The organism is Hymenobacter terrigena, from assembly GCF_054776515.1.
Genome location: NZ_BAAHBU010000004.1, coordinates 1 through 16181, shown reverse-complemented (window position 1 = coordinate 16181; position 16181 = coordinate 1). Strand labels below are relative to the sequence as shown.

The following is a 16181-nucleotide window of genomic DNA, read 5'->3' as shown; positions in this document are numbered from 1 at the left end:
GGACCGTAGCGACGAAGACGAATTCCGGCCCGCTTTCTTGCCTACCGCCCGTTTTTGTGCCAACTTCGGGCTGCCGGTCGAGCCGTTTGCCTGGCATGCTTCACCAAAATCCCGTTTGTATGGCCACGCCGCTTCCTTCCTCCGCCGCTTCGGCCACCGCCGCTCACGATGCGACCGAAGCCCTGGCCAACATCCACGTTGTCTGCGCCGAACCCAGCATTGCCAACCATTTCCTGGCCGAACTGCGCGACAAAGACGTGCAAAAGGACAGCCTCCGCTTCCGCCGCAACCTCCAGCGCCTGGGCGAAATCATCGCCTACCGCATCAGCGCCCACCTCAGCTACACCGACAAAGCCATCCAGACGCCCTTGGCCGAAACCACCGGCAAGCTGCTCCACGACTTCCCGGTTCTGGCCACCGTGCTGCGCGCCGGGTTACCATTTCATCAAGGTTTTCTGAATTATTTCGACCAGTCGCCCAGTGCCTTCGTGGCGGCTTATCGCATCGAAGGCACCGCCCAGGTACAGGTGCAGGTCGATTACTTATCCGCCCCCAGCCTCGACGAGCGGGTGCTCATCCTGGCCGACCCCATGCTGGCCACTGGCAAAAGCCTCGTGCAAACCTACCGCGCCATGCTGCGTTTCGGCATGCCGCGCCAGGTGCACATCGCCGCCGTCATCGCCTCGCCCGAGGGCCTGGCCTACGTGGCCCGCGAAATCCCCGAAGCCAATTTGTGGGTAGCCGCCATCGACGAAAAGCTCAATGAGCACGCCTACATCGTGCCAGGCCTGGGCGATGCCGGCGACCTTTCCTATGGCAGCAAGCTGTGATGTGGTGCGAAGCGCCGCTTCGCACCACTAGAATGGAACCCTGCCCCGCCAAACGGGGTATCTTTGCAATGCGCCCACCCCGCGTTGTTGTTTCCCTCTCACCCGCCGCCTGCCTTTTCGTTTCGTCGTGCTTCACCCCGCCATTAAATGCGCGTCCGTGTTCCTGTTGAGCACGGTCAAGTTTTTGGGCGGCCCACTGGCCGGTACTTCCATGGGCCTGCACTTCTGGCCCACGCTGGCCCTCACCGTGGCCGGCATGATGACCAGTGTGTTCATCTTTTCCGGCGTGGGCCGCGTCTGGATGCAACACCGCCAGAAGCAGCGCCGCCTGCGCCGCGAACCCATTTTTTCGAAGAAATCGCGCAATATCATCAAGGTGTTCCGCAAGTTTGGGATGGGCGGCATTGCCTTCCTCACGCCCATTCTGCTGTCACCCATTGGTGGCACGGTCATCGCCACACTGCTGGGCGTGCCGCGGCAGCGCATTCTGCTGCACATGTTCCTGAGCGCGGTGTTCTGGGGCTCGGCCCTCACCTTCGCCAGCATCCACTTCGGACATTTGATTCACCACGGGCATTAGAAAAGGGTTGAGTTTTGAGGGCTGAGGGCTGAATGCTGAGCTAAGAAACGATTTAACTCAACATTCAACCCTCAAAACTCAACTCTTCTATCTTCCGCGCCGCTTCAGTGCCTTCACGCCGGGGTTCGAGCCGCCCTTCTTGCCTACAAAAGCCTTCGAGCCCTTGGTGCTCTTTTTCTGGCCTTCCACAAAGGGCTTGCCGGTGCGCTTGTCAATCGTCACGCCGGGCTTAATCCATTCCTTTTTCTCGTGGAAAGCGCCTTTGAAGGTCGGGTCGAGCTTCTTGCGGCGGTCGTCGAGCTCGCGGCCCATTTTCTGCTGCTCCTCGAAGGGCGTTTCCTCTACCACCACTTCTTCGGGCAGCGGCAGCAGTTCAATTTTCTGGTTGATAAGCTGCTCAATTTCGCCGATGTGCACCATCTCCGCCTCGTTGGCGAAGGTGATGGCCGCCCCGATGTGCTGTGCTCGGCCCGTGCGCCCAATGCGGTGCACGTAGTCGTCGTGCACAATCGGCACGTCGAAGTTGATAACGTGCGTCACCTGCGGCACGTCGATGCCGCGCGCGGCCACGTCCGTCGCCACCATGTAGCGTACCTCCCCGGCCTTAAACGAATCCATGCTGTTCATGCGCGCATTCTGGCCCTTGTTGCCATGAATCACGCGCACCTCGCCGGCCGGGGCCTTGCGCTCCAGAAAGTGGGCCACCTGGTCGGCGTGCTGCTTGGTGCGGCAGAAGAGCAGCACCCGCGTCATCGTGTCGATGTCGCGGTAGAGTAGATAATGCAGCAGGTTGATTTTGGTGAGCAGGTTGGGCGCCTCGTATAGCACCTGCGATACCGTGGACGCCGTTTTGGCCGGCGGGCTCACTTCTACCCGCACCGGGAATTCCAGGAATTCCTCGCTTAGCGTGGTCACCCGGTCGGGCATGGTGGCCGAGAACAGCGCATTCTGCCGTTTGCGCGGGATGATTTCCAGGATGCGCCGAATCTGGGGCATGAAGCCCATGTCCATCATCTTGTCGGCCTCGTCCATCACCAGCGTTTTCAGGTCGGTGAGCCGGACGGCGCCTTTCAGGTAAATTTCGAGTAGCCGGCCCGGTGTGGCCACCAGTATGTCGAGGCCTTCGGCGATGGTTTCAATCTGGGTTTTCGGCCCCAGGCCGCCGTAAATGGCGAAAATGCGCAGGTCAGTGTTCACCGCCAGCGCCTTAAGGTGCTTCTCAATCTGCATGGCCAGCTCGCGGGTGGGGGCCAGCACCAGGGCCCGCGGGTTGTTGCCTTGGGCGTATTTTACCTTCATTAGCAGCGGCAGGCCGAAGGCGGCCGTTTTGCCGGTACCCGTTTGGGCAATGCCCAGCACATCGTGCCCGGCCAGCAGCAGCGGAATGGTCTGAACCTGTACCGGCGTAGGCTCGGTAAAGCCCGCCTCGGCCACGGCGGTGAGCAGTTGTTTGTTGAGTTTGAAATCGTTGAACGACGGGGTGGTATTGGGTTCCATCCGGCAAAGGTCGGGATTTTGCGGCGCGTTTTCCTTCACAGTTATAAAAGAACGTTATGCGGAGCGCCGCCGATGCATCTCGCGGGCGGCAGTACCCCAGCCCGTTGAACGACGCGAGCGAGATGCGTCGGCGGCGCTCCGCCTGACGTTCCTAAACAAAACACAGCGGCTTCCCAGAACTTTTTTTGCCACTTCCCGCTTCTTTTTCTATCTTTGCACCACCAAAACAAACCTGGTAGATATAGCTCAGCTGGTTAGAGCGTCGGATTGTGATTCCGAAGGTCGTGGGTTCGAGCCCCATTATTTACCCATCAGAAAAAGTCCCCGGAGAATTTTCCGGGGACTTTTTTGTTGCTTGCTTTGAATCCGTTTTAATGCGGCTTTAATCCAACCGTTTTTATTCACCACATTTTACCTGCATGAGCCTGCTCGTCATCGGCAGCGTCGCATTCGACGCCCTGGAAACGCCTTTCGGCAAAACCGATAAAATCATCGGCGGCGCCGCCACTTACATCAGCCTTTCGGCGTCCTACTCGCTGAAACCGGTGAAGCTGGTGGCCGTGGTAGGCGATGACTTTCCACAGTCCGATATTCTGCTGCTCGAAGAACACGGCGTGGACGTGGAAGGCCTGCAAATCAAGGAAGGCGAGAAGTCGTTCTTCTGGTCGGGCATTTACTCCAAAGACCTGAACTCGCGCGAAACCCTCGTGACCGAGCTCAACGTGCTGGCCGATTTCGACCCCATCATCCCGGATGCTTACCAGGATTGCAAGTACCTCATGCTGGGCAACCTGGCCCCGCAGGTGCAGCGCCTCGTCATTCAGCGCCTCGTGAACCGTCCCAAGCTGATTGTGATGGACACGATGAACTTCTGGATGGACATTGCCCTCGAAGAGCTCATCGCCACCATTGAAATGGTGGACGTGCTGAGCATCAACGACGAAGAAGCCCGCCAGCTTTCCGGCGAATACTCGCTGGTGAAGGCCGCCAAGAAAATTCTGGCCATGGGCCCGAAATTCCTCATCATTAAGAAAGGCGAGCACGGCGCATTGCTCTTCCACAAGAACAAGGTGTTCTACGCCCCGGCGCTGCCGCTGGAAGAAGTATTTGACCCAACCGGTGCCGGCGACACGTTCGCGGGCGGCTTCATCGGCCACCTCGCCGCCACGGACGATATCAGCTTCGAAAACATGAAGCGCGCCGTCATCCACGGTTCGGCCATGGCCTCGTTCTGCGTCGAGAAATTCGGCACCGAGCGTTTGCTGAATCTGAGCGCCGAGGAAGTGGAGGCCCGCGAAGCTCAGTTTGCTGAGTTGGTGAAAGTGGTGCCCGCTTCGGCCATTGCCAACGTGCCGGCTTAGCCTACCTGACACGGCTCCGGCCGCGTGATTTTGAAAAATGCGCCCCAAGGAAATGCGTAATAACGCGTTGCCTTGGGGCGCAACTTTTTTACCGCAGAAGGGTACACCTTTCTATCGTCCACCTAACCTTGAACTCGCCATGGGACTCGCTAAGAAAGACACCGACCTTCAGAACGAAAAAACGTCCGTTAACCCAGCGGCCAATACGAAACGGAAGAGCACCCAAGTGCAATCGCCGAACACAACCAAAGTATCGGCTCACGGCAACACCACCGACGGCAACACCGCTGGCAAAGGCGTAGATAATATCCGCAACAACCCGCAAGGCAACAAACCGATGTCCGTCGACAAAGGCAAAGTGGGTAAAGGCGGCGACTCAAAGCACTAAGTCAGCATTTTCCTGAGCATTGAAAAAGCCCCGCTGGATTCGTCCAGCGGGGCTTTTCTGCGTCTTGGATTCAGGCTAAAACTCCCACCCCAGCCACTGCTGAAACCCGCGCTGCTGCGCCGCATCGGCCGTTTCCAGCTTATCAATCATGTAGCGCTGCCCGAAGCTGACGCCCGGCGTAGCGGCCAGCGTCACCGTCAGCAGCCGGTTCTGGCGGAATACCGTTACCTCATAGGCCGGCGCACCGCTGCTGAGCAGGCATTGCAGGTTCATGTCCACGCGGCGGCCGTTCACGGCTACGATTTCATCATCCACAGTCAGAGCAGTGGCGGCAGGCGAGTTGGGCCAGATGGCGGTTACCTCCGTCCGCTCGTTCTTCACCACCGTGCGGAAACCGAAGCTGCCTTCCGAGGCGGATGCGTTTTCGCCGACCAGCAGCTGGCAGCCCACGGTGTGCAGCACCCGGTCGAGCGGTTCCTGTAGTGGTGCGGTACCGTAGATAAACTTGTCGAAATAAGCGTGCATGTCGCGCCCGGCCACTTCGTTCACAATACGTACGTAGTCGGCCTCGGTGTAGCCGATGCCGGTTTTGCCGAATTCGTCGTACAGTCGCCGCATCACGTCATCAAGGCTGCGGGTGTGGCCGGAAAGCTGTCGGATGGTTAAATCCAGAATTAAAGCAGCCAGTGCGCCTTTGTGGTACACCGACACTTTACGGTCGGGCACCCCGGGCTTGTAGCCGTCGAGCCAGAGGTCCATGCTGGCGTCGGCCAGCGAGAGGTTTTCGCCGCCGGCATCGTCGTAGTGCTTGCGGAGCACAATATTCAACTCCTCAAAATACTGCGCGGGCGTGCGGACGTGGCTACGGGCCAGCAGGTACTCGCCGTAATAGGTCGTGATGCCCTCCGCGATGAAGCAGGTGCGGAAGTAGTTCTCGCGGCTGTAGTCGTAGGGCTGCATCTCGGCGGGCCGGATGCTCTTAATGTTCCAGGTGTGGAACAACTCGTGGCAGCTCACGCCCAGCAATTCCTTGTACAGGCCCTCGCTCATAATCAGCTCGGCCGGCCCCAGCGTAATTACCGTGGAGTTGTGGTGCTCCACGCCGTGGTAGTGCTTGTAGGGCAGAAACTGGTTCAGGAAGTGATAATCCGCCACCGGAAAGCCGCCGAACATCGTCAGCTGCTCTTCCGAAAATGCCTTGAAATCAGCCAGCAGTTTCGGCCAGTTCACCAGCGCCTCGCCTTGCACCCAGACGTGGAAAGGCAGCCCGCCGGCCTCGTATTCCTCGTGCGTGAGCGTGGGGCTGGCAATCAGCGGCGAGTCGGCCAGCTGGTCGAAATTCTGCGCGGAAAGCACGTTCGGCGCGGTTTGCTTCAGGCCGCACGCTACCTGCCAGCTCTCCGGCAGCGCCAGCGCCAATTCACATTCCTCCAGCTGTCGGCCCTCGGCGTACATCAGCGCCTGCACGGGGTTCAGGTACAGCTGCGTCTCATCGAGCCAGGAGCCGCCGGCATCCATCTGGTGGGCGTAGAAGTTGTAGCGCACCCGAATGGTGCGGCCGGCCGCGTTGGGCACCTCCCACCGGTCTTTGGTGAGCTTGCGGTAGGGGAGGGACTGGCTGGTAGTGGCGTCCTCAACTACCACTTTTTGAATCTTCTGGGCGAAGTTTTGCAGCTCGTAGCGGCCGGGGCGCCAAGCGGGCAACTGCAGCTCCAGCGGGGCGGTGGCATCGGCGGCTACGTCCAGCGTGAGCTGGATTTGCAGGTAAAACGTGAGCGGATTTTCGTAGGAAACGCGGTAGTGAATCATCGCCAAAACGGGGTTAAACGGGCCTAAAGCTACTGCCCGCTAACGTGCCCCGCGTAAAAGTGGCTGAGGCCCTTGTCTTTTCCAGACAAAGCCCGTACCTTTGCCGGCCCAACTCGAAACTCGTCTTTTTAAGATTTTTTGATATGAAACGTACCTATCAGCCCTCGAAGCGCAAGCGCGTTAACAAGCACGGCTTCCGTCTCCGTATGGAAACCGCCAACGGTCGCAACGTGCTGGCCCGTCGTCGTGCCAAAGGCCGCAAGCGCCTCACCGTATCCGACGAAGGCAAGCACAAGCGCTAGTATTCATAGCCGTTAGCCAAGCGCGCTGAGCGCCTGGTTAGCAGATTGCCGCATTGCTGAGACAGCGTTATTTCTGTCGCTGCAATGCGGCTTCGCTATTTTAGGCATTTCCATAATGGGGCTTTGCTGCCGCCACAGCGGCCCAACAGGTAAGCAACGTGAACGAGCCAACCGCTACCAGTGGCCCGCTGGCGGCCCGAAAATATACCTTCCCGAAAGAGGAGCACCTGTGCCGCAAGAAGCTCATCGAAGAGCTTTTTAGCAAGCAGAGTTCCTCTTTCGGCGTTTACCCGCTGCGCATCGTCTGGATAAAAGCGGCCGCGCCCACCACGGCCCCGCCGCAGGTGCTCATCAGCGTGAGCAAGCGCACATTCAAGCGGGCCGTCGACCGCAACCGGCTCAAGCGGCTCATTCGTGAGGCGTATCGGCTCAATAAATATCGGCTTACGGAGCAACCTAATGGGCACGAAATCGCTCTGCTGGGTATTATCTTCACGGGGAAGGAAAAAAGTCCGCTAACGTTGGTGGAAAAAAAATTAATTTCCGCTTTCCATCGTTTGCTGGGCACGACCACTGAAGCAGCACCCGCTTCACCGCCGGCTCCTTAGATTCGTGTTGACCCGCTACCCGTATTCTGTATGACTATCCGTAAAAAGCTACTCGCTACCCTGGCCGTGGGCACGCTGGGTTTGGTATCGTTCCGCGCCGCTTCCGATAATGAGCGGTACTTCGAGATTGCCAAGAACCTGGACATTTTCGCCACGCTCTTCAAGGAAGTCAACACTTATTACGTTGACGAGGTCACGCCCGCCAAGCTGGTGAAAACGGGCATCGACGCCATGCTGCGCTCGCTCGACCCCTACACCAACTACATTCCGGAGGACGACATCGAGGACTTCCGCACCATGACTACCGGGCAGTACGGCGGCATCGGCGCTTCGGTGGTGAAGCGCAACGGCAAAACCGTGGTGCAAAGTGCCTACGAAGGCTACCCGGCCCAGAAAGCCGGCCTGCTCCCCGGCGACGAAATCCTCGACATCAACGGGGTAGTGGTTGATAAAAAGTCGAATTCCGACATTAGTAAGCTCCTCAAGGGCCAGGCCAATTCCATGGTGAAGCTCATGGTGACGCGCTACGGTCAGGACAAGCCCATCGAAATCGACATTACCCGCGATAAGATTCAGGTCGACAACGTGCCCTACGTGGGCATGATTTCCGGCGACGTGGGCTACTTCCAGCTCGGCGGTTTCACCGTAGATGCGGGCAAGGAAGTGCGCGCCGCCGTGACCAAGCTCAAGGAACAGGGCGCGAAGAAAATCGTGTTCGACATCCGCGACAACCCCGGCGGCCTGCTGAATGAAGCCGTGAATATCTCCAACCTCTTCATCGACAAGGGCCTCGACGTGGTGAGCACCAAGGGCAAGGTGACGGAGTGGAACAAGACCTACAAGGCCCTCGACGTGCCGCTCGACACCCAGATTCCGATTGCCATCATCACGAGCAACCGTTCGGCGTCGGCGTCGGAAATCGTGTCGGGTGTGTTGCAGGACTACGACCGCGCCGTGCTCGTGGGCGAGCGCACCTTCGGCAAGGGCCTCGTGCAGGCCACCCGCCCCCTCAGCTACAACTCGCAGCTGAAGGTGACGACCGCTAAATACTACATCCCGAGCGGCCGCTGCATTCAGGAAATCGACTACGCGCACCGCGCCGACGACGGCACGCTGGGCAAATTCCCCGATTCGCTGCGCACGGCCTTCAAAACCACCGCCGGCCGCACCGTGTACGACGGCGGCGGCGTGGCTCCCGACATTGAAGTGCAGGACCGCGAAATCGCCGACATTACCCGCATTCTGCTCCAGAAAAGCTACCTCTTCGACTACGCCACCCGCTACCGCGCCGAGCACCCTACCATCGTGCCCGCCCGTCAGTTCAAGCTCTCGGACGTGGATTACCAGAAGTTCGTAACCTACCTGCAGGGCAAGAACATCAGCTACAGCACCGACGCCGAAAAGGCCCTCACCGACCTCAGCAAGAAGGTGAAAGAGGAAAAGCACTACGACGACGTGAAGCTGGAGCTCGAAGCCATCCGCAAGAAAGTGACCGTGAACAAGGCCAACGACCTGCAGCGCTTCAAGCCCGAAATCAAGGAGCTGCTGGAGCAGGAAATCGTGTCGCGCTACTACTTCGAAAAAGGCCGGACGGAAGCTGGCTTCGACGACGACCCCAATATCATCGCCGCCATCGCCGTCCTGAATGACCCAAATCGCTACGCCGCGCTGCTGAAACCCACGGGCCAGGCCGCCAGCGCCCGCAAATCGGCGGGGACGAAGTAATTTTGAGCTGCGTTAAGTAGAAAAGCAGGCGCCGAAAGGTGCCTGCTTTTTTTGTCTCCTATGAGTAATTGAGAAATGTCAATTGAAGAGCTTGTTAAGCAGCCGAGCATTTTGGCATCTGTTGTTGAGTCACCAACAGAGTTAGAGAATGTTGGCGAATTTAATAAATTGAGATTAAAGCTTGCGCAACAATTAGAAACTTTAGAAACTGAAGTTTCTAAAAGCAGAGCGGCTTTTATTCGGAATCAGAATGCGGAGAATTTTAAAGCCAACCGGGAAGCTTGGGGAATACCCGATTTTTCAGAGGAGCTAGTTGGAATCGATGATTTCAAGAATGGGTTTCTCTGGAGATTCCGGGCTCACACAACTTCTTGGAGCCATAATCAGCATGCTGATGCATGGTTCTACACTTCACTAGAAGCCAGAAGTGTCATTCGTTATGAGTTTTGGAATTGTGACGAAGGGCCTGAGAAAGTAGATTTTGTTCTCATTGGTAATTATAAATCAATTCTTGAACAGCTTTTAGCGGAGCATATTTATGAAGTCCTAATCAGTCCGGCTTTTTCCAAGGAAGAGTTAGCGCAATACATCGATAATTTTTCTGAAGATGATGAAGACTACTCATTGGACGAAGTTATAGAAGACTACATCAGTCAGAATCCGAATTTTAGCGCTGAGTAAACAAAATGCTTCTTCTCTCCCTCGAAACTTCCTCGCCCGTCTGCTCGGTGGCCCTGCACCGCCTCGAAGACGGCTCCTTGGTCGGCCAATCCGAGCTGCGGCTCGATAAGTCGCACTCCACCCATCTTACCGTGCTCATCGAGCAGCTGCTCGAAAACACCGGTCACCAGCTGGCCGACCTCGCCGCTGTGGCCGTGAGCGACGGACCCGGTTCCTACACCGGCCTGCGCATTGGGGCCGCCGCCGCCAAGGGGCTGTGCTTCGCGCTTAATATTCCGCTGGTGGCCGTGAGTACGTTGCGGGCACTGGCCGCACAGGTGGCCGCCGGCACCGCCCGTCCCGAGAATTACCTGTTCTGTCCCATGCTGGATGCCCGGCGGCAGGAAGTTTACGCCGCGCTCTACACCCACGATGGCCAGGAGGTGCTCGCACCTACGCCCCTTATTCTCGACGCCGATACGCTGGCCGAACAATTGGCCCACCATTCCGTGTTATTCTTCGGTCACGGTGCGGCGAAGTTTCAGGCGCTGTTGGGAGATTCGGCGCAGGCCGGTTTCCTGACGGGCATCGAGCCGTCGGCGGTAGCGGTGGGGGCGTTGGCCGTCGCCGCGTATCACCGGCAGGAATTTCAGGACGTGGCGTATTACGAGCCGTTTTATCTGAAAGAAGTGTACACGACCACACCGAAAGCAAAGTAGCGCGGACTTTTAGCCCGCGAGTCAGAGCCAACGGCGCCTTCATCAATCCTCACATCGCGGACTAAAAGTCCGCGCTACATTATGGAACCCCTCTTCGTCAATCGCGTTGCCAATTCCGGCCTTGTTACCCTCAACCTGGAAGAAATGCTCCACCCCGGCGAGCGGGTGGTGTACGACATCAAAGACAACCTCTTCCACGGCCTGATGCTGCGCGAAAAGGACTTCCGCGAGTTCGTGAAAACCAACGACTGGACGCAGTACGACGGCAAAAACGTCGCCATCATCTGCTCGGCCGATGCCATTGTGCCCACCTGGGCCTACATGCTGCTCGCCACCAAACTCCAGGGCCACGCCCACCGCTACGTCTTCGGCAACCTCAACGCCCTGGAGCAGTCGCTGTTCGAAGAAGCCATTGCCGCCATTGATACCGAAGAATACCGCGACGCTAAAGTGGTGGTGAAAGGCTGCGGCAACGTGCCCGTGCCCACCTTCGCCTATGTCGCCATCATGCAAAAGCTGCTCCCCGTCACCAGCAGCATCATGTACGGCGAGCCGTGCAGCACCGTGCCGCTCTACAAAAAGCCAAAAGCCGCCAGCGTGGTGGAATAAGGCATCTCAAACACTGTTCCCGGCATTGCGAACACTCTCCCCGACCTCGGGAAGAGTGTTCGCAATGCCGGGAACAGTGTTTGTAGGGGCGGAAAGAGTGTTCGTAAGGTCGGGGAGGGGGTTTGAAGGAGCGGGAAGAGTGTTCGTAACGCCGGGAACAGTGTTTGAAGGGGCGGGGAGGGGTTTGAGAGCACGGGCAGAGTGTTTGAAGGAGCGGGCAAGCTGTTTGAACAGGGTAGCGGGCTGTACTTTTGGGTTTCCGCCAACCTTGCTTTATGCCCACTTCCTCTCCGGTTAGTCCCTACAAAATCACCTTTCTCACCGGCGCGGCCATCGTCATTGCCAACATGGTGGGCACGGGCGTTTTCACCAGCCTTGGGTTTCAGGTAATGGGCATCCAAAGCGGCTTCGCGCTGCTGATGCTGTGGCTGGTGGGCGGCCTCATTGCCCTCTGCGGGGCCGTGAGCTACGCTGAGTTGGCGGCGGCTATGCCCCGTTCGGGGGGCGAATACCATTATCTAAGCCAGATTTACCACCCCGCGTTGGGGTTCCTCTCCGGATGGGTGTCGGCCACGGTGGGCTTTGCGGCCCCTACGGCTTTGGCCGCGCTGGCCCTGGGCGAATACGCCAAAAGCGTATGGCCGGGCCTGCATCCGCAGTGGCTTTCAGTGGCCGTGGTGCTGGTGCTCACCTTCGTTCACGGCAGCAGCACCCGCGTCGGCAGCCGTCTGCAAATCATCATTACCGCCCTCAAAGTTGGTGTACTGGTTGTTTTTATCGGGGCAGGCATGGTGGTAGGAGAAGGACAGACCATTAGCTTCTTGCCCGATGCTGCCGGTTGGCAGTCCCTGCTCAGCCCCGCTTTTGCCGTGAGCTTGGTGTATGTAAGCTACGCCTACTCCGGTTGGAACGCCGCCGTGTACGTCACCGGCGAAATCGAAAATCCCAGGCGTAACCTCTCCCGCATCCTGCTGGCCGGCACCGCCGTCGTCCTCCTATTATATGTGGGGTTGAATTATGTGTTTTTGCGGTCCACTTCAATAGATGGTTTAAAAGGCCAGGTCGAAGTCGGTTTTGTAGCGGCTACTTCGCTTTTCGGCCCACTCGGCGGCCGATTGATGGGCGGCGTTATTGCGGCGCTACTGGTTTCCACCATTAGCTCGATGGTTTTTGCCGGCCCCCGTATCGTCCAAACGATGGGGGAGGACATCTCCGCCCTTCGTTTCCTGGCTCCCAAAAGCCGCGCCGGCATTCCTCTGCGGGCTCTTTTATTGCAAACTGTAATCACCCTGGCCTTTATTCTGAAGCCGAGTTTCCAGGGCGTGCTGGTTTACGCGGGCTTTGTATTGAACCTGTTCACCTTCCTCACAGTGCTGGGTTTGTTCGTGCTCCGCTTCCGCCAGCCCGATTTGCCGCGCCCTTACCGCGCCTGGGGATACCCCATCACCCCCCTTATTTTCCTTGCGCTTAGCGGCTGGACCTTGTTCTTTATTCTGCGCGACAAGCCTTGGGAGTCGCTCTATGGCTTGGTCACCTTGGCCATTGGCGCGCTGGTCTATTTCCTCACTGCGCGCCTGCCCGTTTCTTCCGCCGCTGCCCAAGGCTAAGGCACTTCTGTAACTTGCAGCTTCATTGGGCACTTCAGCAGCCCACCGTTTTTCATCATACCATCTATAATGTCCCTCCGCACCGCCGCGCTTCGGCTCCTGCCCGCCGCCTTGCTCTTGCTCTCAGCTTGCTCCGAGTCGAACACCAAAACCGAAACCGCCGCTTCCGCTGCTAAGGAAGAAACTATGGCCACCACGGCCGATGCCATCGATTCTACCACATCAGCACCACCGGTCGCCTCGGCTACCAAGGCCACCCCACGCCCCAACCGCCTCACCGCCCCGGATACCGCCTACGCTCAGGATGTGGCCCTTTTCCTCGGCGGCCTGCAACCCAGCCAGCACAGCGACCTCACCACGCTGGCCGCTACCCCCGCCTGGCAGGCTTTCGCCAAAGACCAGGATAAAAGCTGGGAGAAATACCGCGCCACCCACACCACCCGCATGACCAAGTGGGCCAACACCGAACTCGATTCGGTGCACGCCAACAGCCCCACCATCTTCTACCCTTTCAGCGGCCCCGATTTCCTGAACGTCTTCACGATGTTCCCCACCAGCCAAACCTACGTCCTGATGGGCCTCGAGCCCGTCGGCAGCGTCCCCGCCCGCGCCTCCCTCGAAAACCCCAAGCTGCTCCCCACCGTCAAAACCTCGCTCTGGTCGGTGCTCAATTTCAGCTTCTTCCGCACCAACGACATGGCCGTGGACCTGAAATCAGTTGAGCTCGACGGCGCCCTGCCATTGATGATGCTCTTCGCTGCCCGCACCGGCAACCAAATCACTGCCATTCGCCCCGTGCAGCTCGATGCTGCCGGCCAGCTCCAGGACGCCCCCAAAGACACCACCCAAACCCCCGACCCCAAATCCATCCCCGGAGTCGAAATGAAGCTCCGCGGCCCTGACGGCCAGCCCAAAACCGTCTACTACTTCTCTGCCGACCTCAGCGACTGGAAGCTCACTGCCAAAAGTGCCCCCCTGGAATTTGTGCGCCACCTCGGCCCCCTGACCACCTACGTGAAGTCGGCCACCTACCTCATGCATAAGTCCTACTTCAATAAAGTCCGCCGAACCGTCCTCCGCCGCAGCCGCTACATCCTGCAAGACGATTCCGGCATCGCCATGAAGTACTTCCAGAAAGGCGCCTGGCAGTTCAACTACTACGGTACCTACCGCCGCCCCATCAACCTCTTCGCCAAGCAATACCAGCCCGAGCTTACCGCCGCCTACCGCGACACGGTGAATAAACCCAAACCGCTCCCCTTCGGCACTGGTTACAACTGGCGCCAAACGGATTCCAACCTCCTCCTCGCCAAACGCCTGGTCCCCCTGGCCGATTAAGCAATTCAAAACTGCCCCACAGGGCCGTGGTGGCAACATCACGGCCCTTTTTATTTCTATATCCTATGAAGGCACCCCATAAATCCTACCCCTCCCTATACTATATAATAGGAGTAGCCTTTCTGCTATCAATAACCACCCTAATCACCCTAGCTGCAAGCAGCCGTCTGGCTCCCCCTCTCCACGGAAGAGGGGGCCGGGGGGTGAGTTTAGCGCCCGTCGACTCCCCACTCTTAGACTCCCTGATAAAATCCAGCCCCCAATTATCCCGCGTCGCCACCAACCCCCAATACGAGCTCCAAATCATCTACACCCAAATCAATCGCGACGCCCAAAACCGTCCCACCTTCACGCCCCACACCTACCACCTCAATCCCCAGCAATATTTCAACCCCGCAAGTCTGGTTAAACTCCCCGTCGTAGCTCTCTCCCTCGAAAAGCTCAACGACCTCCACAACCCCAACGTTACTCGCCGCACCATCATGGCCACCGGCACCGCCTATCGCTGCCAAACTCCCGTCCCCTTCGCTGCCCCCGCTGATTCCGACCGCACCGCCACCGTCGGCAACTACATCAAACGCATGCTCCTAGTAAGCGACAACGTCGCCTACAACCGTCTCTACGAATTCCTCGGCCAGCGCCCCCTCAACCAGCGCCTCCAAGAGTTAGGCTACCCCAACGCCCGCATCACCCGCCGCTTCGCCCCCTGCGACACCGCCGCTAACCGCCACACCAACCCCGTCAGCTTCCATACCCCCCAAGGCGATACCTTATATAAGCAGCCCGCCCAGTACAATCCCACGCCCTACACCAGCCCCCTCGGCCGCGTCCTCAAAGGCCGCGCCCATCAGGCCGGCCGCCGTGTCATCCCCGAACCGTACGATTTCACCACCGCCAACCACCTCCCGCTCCCCGACATTACCGCCCTCCTCCAAAGCATTCTCTTCCCAGAATCCGTCCCCGCCGCCCAACGCCTCCGCCTCATCCCCGCCGATTACGCCTTCCTCCGCCGCTACCTCCACGCCGCCCCGCACGAGTCCGGCTTCCATCTCTATGCTCCCGCCCGCTACTTCGACGCCTACAAAAAATACCTCTACTACGGCCGCAACCCCGTAATCCCCCACCAATCCGCCCTCCGCATCTACAACATTGTCGGCATGTCGCACGGCTACCTCGCCGATGTCGCCTACTTTGCCGACTCCCTCCACCAGTCCGAATTCCTCCTCAGCGCCGTCCTCTACGTCAATAAAGACGGCATTATCAACGACGGCGCCTACGAATACGACAGCATCGGCCTCCCATTCCTCGCCCAATTAGGTCGCCAAATCCAGCAATACGAGTCCCAACGCCCCCGCCAATACCGTCCCAACCTCACCGAATTCTTTGCCCCCGAGCTAATCCGCTAAAATTTTCTAAAATCCCGCCGCTCCATAAGTCTCTGATTCCAAATGCTCCGTCACGTCAAAATCGTCCTCGCTACGTCTGCTCCCAGAAAAAGTTGCTCACTACCCCTTGCTACCCCAAAAATTCCTCCTACTTTTGCACTCCCAATCGCCAACAGGGCATCGGGTTCTGCCACAGCAACTGCTTCACAGAAAAATTGACAGGTCAGGAACTTCACGTGCGCCATACTTGTATTGCCACCCGTGCTGCTTCGCAAAAGCCCTAGAAAATTAACTTTCGAAAGCCTTGTGAAAGCCGAAAAAAGTGCCTTACCTTTGCACCCCGCTTCGATAGGAGGCGGAAACGGATTGAAAAGCGAAATGAGAAAATAAATTTTTTCACTGCGTCGCTTGCCAATTCAAAACTTCTTCTTACCTTTGCACTCCCAATTGCAAGAGAGGGGAAAGCGAAGCGAGAAATACAGGCTGGTAACGGCCACACGGTCACCTCAATTGGAAGTGACACACGTTCTTTGAATGGTTGGAAAAGACAAATAGTAAGGGCTACAAGTCGCAAGGCAAGTAGCAGCAATTACAAGCGTAACACGAAACATGAACTCGTCAATACGAGTCGGATTCGCACTCGACATCAGCCATGCTTCGGCATGGTGTAGAAACATTTTACAATGGAGAGTTTGATCTTGGCTCAGGATGAACGCTAGCGGCAGGCCTAATACATGCAAGTCGAACGGTGGTAGCAATACCA

Annotated in this window: 15 protein-coding genes, 1 tRNA gene and 1 rRNA gene; 15 read left to right on the top strand and 2 right to left on the bottom strand. The window is 58.0% G+C overall.

Translation table 11 applies throughout. The features are described from left to right. Positions 1–119 precede the first annotated feature (119 nt). Both upp and ACYU7Q_RS16690 read left to right on the top strand, forming a co-directional pair. Entirely contained in the window at positions 120–830 is a 711-nt protein-coding gene (upp, locus tag ACYU7Q_RS16695; protein ID WP_460610579.1) for a uracil phosphoribosyltransferase, read from the top strand. 127 nt (positions 831–957) lie between these two features. After that, positions 958–1410: a hypothetical protein gene (locus ACYU7Q_RS16690; RefSeq protein WP_460610578.1), complete on the top strand. Its 453-nt coding sequence runs from the start codon at positions 958–960 to the stop codon at positions 1408–1410. Positions 1411–1497: 87 nt separating this feature from the next. On the opposite strand, the gene ACYU7Q_RS16685 is transcribed toward ACYU7Q_RS16690, so the two are convergent. Beyond that, the gene (locus ACYU7Q_RS16685; RefSeq protein WP_460610577.1) at positions 1498–2907 is read right to left on the bottom strand and encodes a DEAD/DEAH box helicase; all 1410 of its coding nucleotides are present in this window, start codon (positions 2905–2907) and stop codon (positions 1498–1500) included. A 235-nt stretch (positions 2908–3142) separates the two neighbouring features. Between ACYU7Q_RS16685 and ACYU7Q_RS16680 the strand changes: the two genes are divergently transcribed. The 3 genes from ACYU7Q_RS16680 to ACYU7Q_RS16670 all read left to right on the top strand — a co-directional run bounded on the left by ACYU7Q_RS16680 (position 3143) and on the right by ACYU7Q_RS16670 (position 4656). Next, positions 3143–3216: transfer RNA gene (locus ACYU7Q_RS16680), tRNA-His, on the top strand. 110 nt (positions 3217–3326) lie between these two features. Then, positions 3327–4268 carry a carbohydrate kinase family protein gene (locus ACYU7Q_RS16675; RefSeq protein WP_460610576.1) on the top strand — a complete coding sequence of 314 codons (942 nt, stop codon included), beginning with the start codon at positions 3327–3329 and terminating at the stop codon, positions 4266–4268. Between the two features lie 37 nt (positions 4269–4305). Beyond that, on the top strand, positions 4306–4656 hold the full coding sequence (locus tag ACYU7Q_RS16670; protein ID WP_460610575.1) for a hypothetical protein: 351 nt from the start codon (positions 4306–4308) through the stop codon (positions 4654–4656). 75 nt (positions 4657–4731) lie between these two features. On the opposite strand, the gene ACYU7Q_RS16665 is transcribed toward ACYU7Q_RS16670, so the two are convergent. Continuing rightward, positions 4732–6465, bottom strand: a complete 1734-nt coding sequence (locus tag ACYU7Q_RS16665; protein ID WP_460610574.1) for a M61 family metallopeptidase — start codon at positions 6463–6465, stop codon at positions 4732–4734. 143 nt (positions 6466–6608) lie between these two features. Between ACYU7Q_RS16665 and rpmH the strand changes: the two genes are divergently transcribed. The 10 genes from rpmH to ACYU7Q_RS16615 all read left to right on the top strand — a co-directional run. Next, positions 6609–6767: a 50S ribosomal protein L34 gene (rpmH, locus tag ACYU7Q_RS16660; RefSeq protein WP_046246180.1), complete on the top strand. Its 159-nt coding sequence runs from the start codon at positions 6609–6611 to the stop codon at positions 6765–6767. A 158-nt stretch (positions 6768–6925) separates the two neighbouring features. After that, entirely contained in the window at positions 6926–7375 is a 450-nt protein-coding gene (locus ACYU7Q_RS16655; RefSeq protein ID WP_460610573.1) for a ribonuclease P protein component, read from the top strand. Between the two features lie 30 nt (positions 7376–7405). Then, positions 7406–9100: a S41 family peptidase gene (locus ACYU7Q_RS16650; protein ID WP_460610572.1), complete on the top strand. Its 1695-nt coding sequence runs from the start codon at positions 7406–7408 to the stop codon at positions 9098–9100. A 75-nt stretch (positions 9101–9175) separates the two neighbouring features. Next, positions 9176–9781, top strand: coding sequence for a hypothetical protein (locus ACYU7Q_RS16645; RefSeq protein WP_460610571.1), 606 nt, complete (start codon positions 9176–9178; stop codon positions 9779–9781). 5 nt (positions 9782–9786) lie between these two features. Then, positions 9787–10479 (top strand): tRNA threonylcarbamoyladenosine biosynthesis protein TsaB, encoded by a 693-nt coding sequence (tsaB, locus tag ACYU7Q_RS16640; protein WP_460610570.1) that lies wholly within the window; start codon positions 9787–9789, stop codon positions 10477–10479. 81 nt (positions 10480–10560) lie between these two features. Further along, positions 10561–11088 (top strand): DUF2480 family protein, encoded by a 528-nt coding sequence (locus ACYU7Q_RS16635; RefSeq protein ID WP_460610569.1) that lies wholly within the window; start codon positions 10561–10563, stop codon positions 11086–11088. Positions 11089–11363: 275 nt separating this feature from the next. Then, positions 11364–12695 (top strand): APC family permease, encoded by a 1332-nt coding sequence (locus ACYU7Q_RS16630; RefSeq protein ID WP_460610568.1) that lies wholly within the window; start codon positions 11364–11366, stop codon positions 12693–12695. A 69-nt stretch (positions 12696–12764) separates the two neighbouring features. Beyond that, positions 12765–14033, top strand: a complete 1269-nt coding sequence (locus ACYU7Q_RS16625) for a hypothetical protein (RefSeq protein WP_460610567.1) — start codon at positions 12765–12767, stop codon at positions 14031–14033. A 203-nt stretch (positions 14034–14236) separates the two neighbouring features. Then, on the top strand, positions 14237–15439 hold the full coding sequence (locus ACYU7Q_RS16620; RefSeq protein WP_460610566.1) for a serine hydrolase: 1203 nt from the start codon (positions 14237–14239) through the stop codon (positions 15437–15439). Between the two features lie 659 nt (positions 15440–16098). Further along, positions 16099–16181, top strand: a 16S ribosomal RNA gene (locus ACYU7Q_RS16615); the annotation flags it as partial.

Bases quoted from the DNA above. Each gene is read 5' to 3' on its own strand.
- ACYU7Q_RS16650 (WP_460610572.1), top strand. From the start codon at position 7,406: ATGACTATCCGTAAAAAGCTACTCGCTACCCTGGCCGTGGGCACGCTG.
- ACYU7Q_RS16630 (WP_460610568.1), top strand. From the start codon at position 11,364: ATGCCCACTTCCTCTCCGGTTAGTCCCTACAAAATCACCTTTCTCACC.
- ACYU7Q_RS16665 (WP_460610574.1), bottom strand. From the start codon at position 6,465: ATGATTCACTACCGCGTTTCCTACGAAAATCCGCTCACGTTTTACCTG.
- tsaB (WP_460610570.1), top strand. From the start codon at position 9,787: ATGCTTCTTCTCTCCCTCGAAACTTCCTCGCCCGTCTGCTCGGTGGCC.
- ACYU7Q_RS16625 (WP_460610567.1), top strand. From the start codon at position 12,765: ATGTCCCTCCGCACCGCCGCGCTTCGGCTCCTGCCCGCCGCCTTGCTC.
- ACYU7Q_RS16635 (WP_460610569.1), top strand. From the start codon at position 10,561: ATGGAACCCCTCTTCGTCAATCGCGTTGCCAATTCCGGCCTTGTTACC.
- ACYU7Q_RS16670 (WP_460610575.1), top strand. From the start codon at position 4,306: ATGCGCCCCAAGGAAATGCGTAATAACGCGTTGCCTTGGGGCGCAACT.
- ACYU7Q_RS16685 (WP_460610577.1), bottom strand. From the start codon at position 2,907: ATGGAACCCAATACCACCCCGTCGTTCAACGATTTCAAACTCAACAAA.
- rpmH (WP_046246180.1), top strand. From the start codon at position 6,609: ATGAAACGTACCTATCAGCCCTCGAAGCGCAAGCGCGTTAACAAGCAC.
- ACYU7Q_RS16675 (WP_460610576.1), top strand. From the start codon at position 3,327: ATGAGCCTGCTCGTCATCGGCAGCGTCGCATTCGACGCCCTGGAAACG.
- ACYU7Q_RS16645 (WP_460610571.1), top strand. From the start codon at position 9,176: ATGTCAATTGAAGAGCTTGTTAAGCAGCCGAGCATTTTGGCATCTGTT.
- upp (WP_460610579.1), top strand. From the start codon at position 120: ATGGCCACGCCGCTTCCTTCCTCCGCCGCTTCGGCCACCGCCGCTCAC.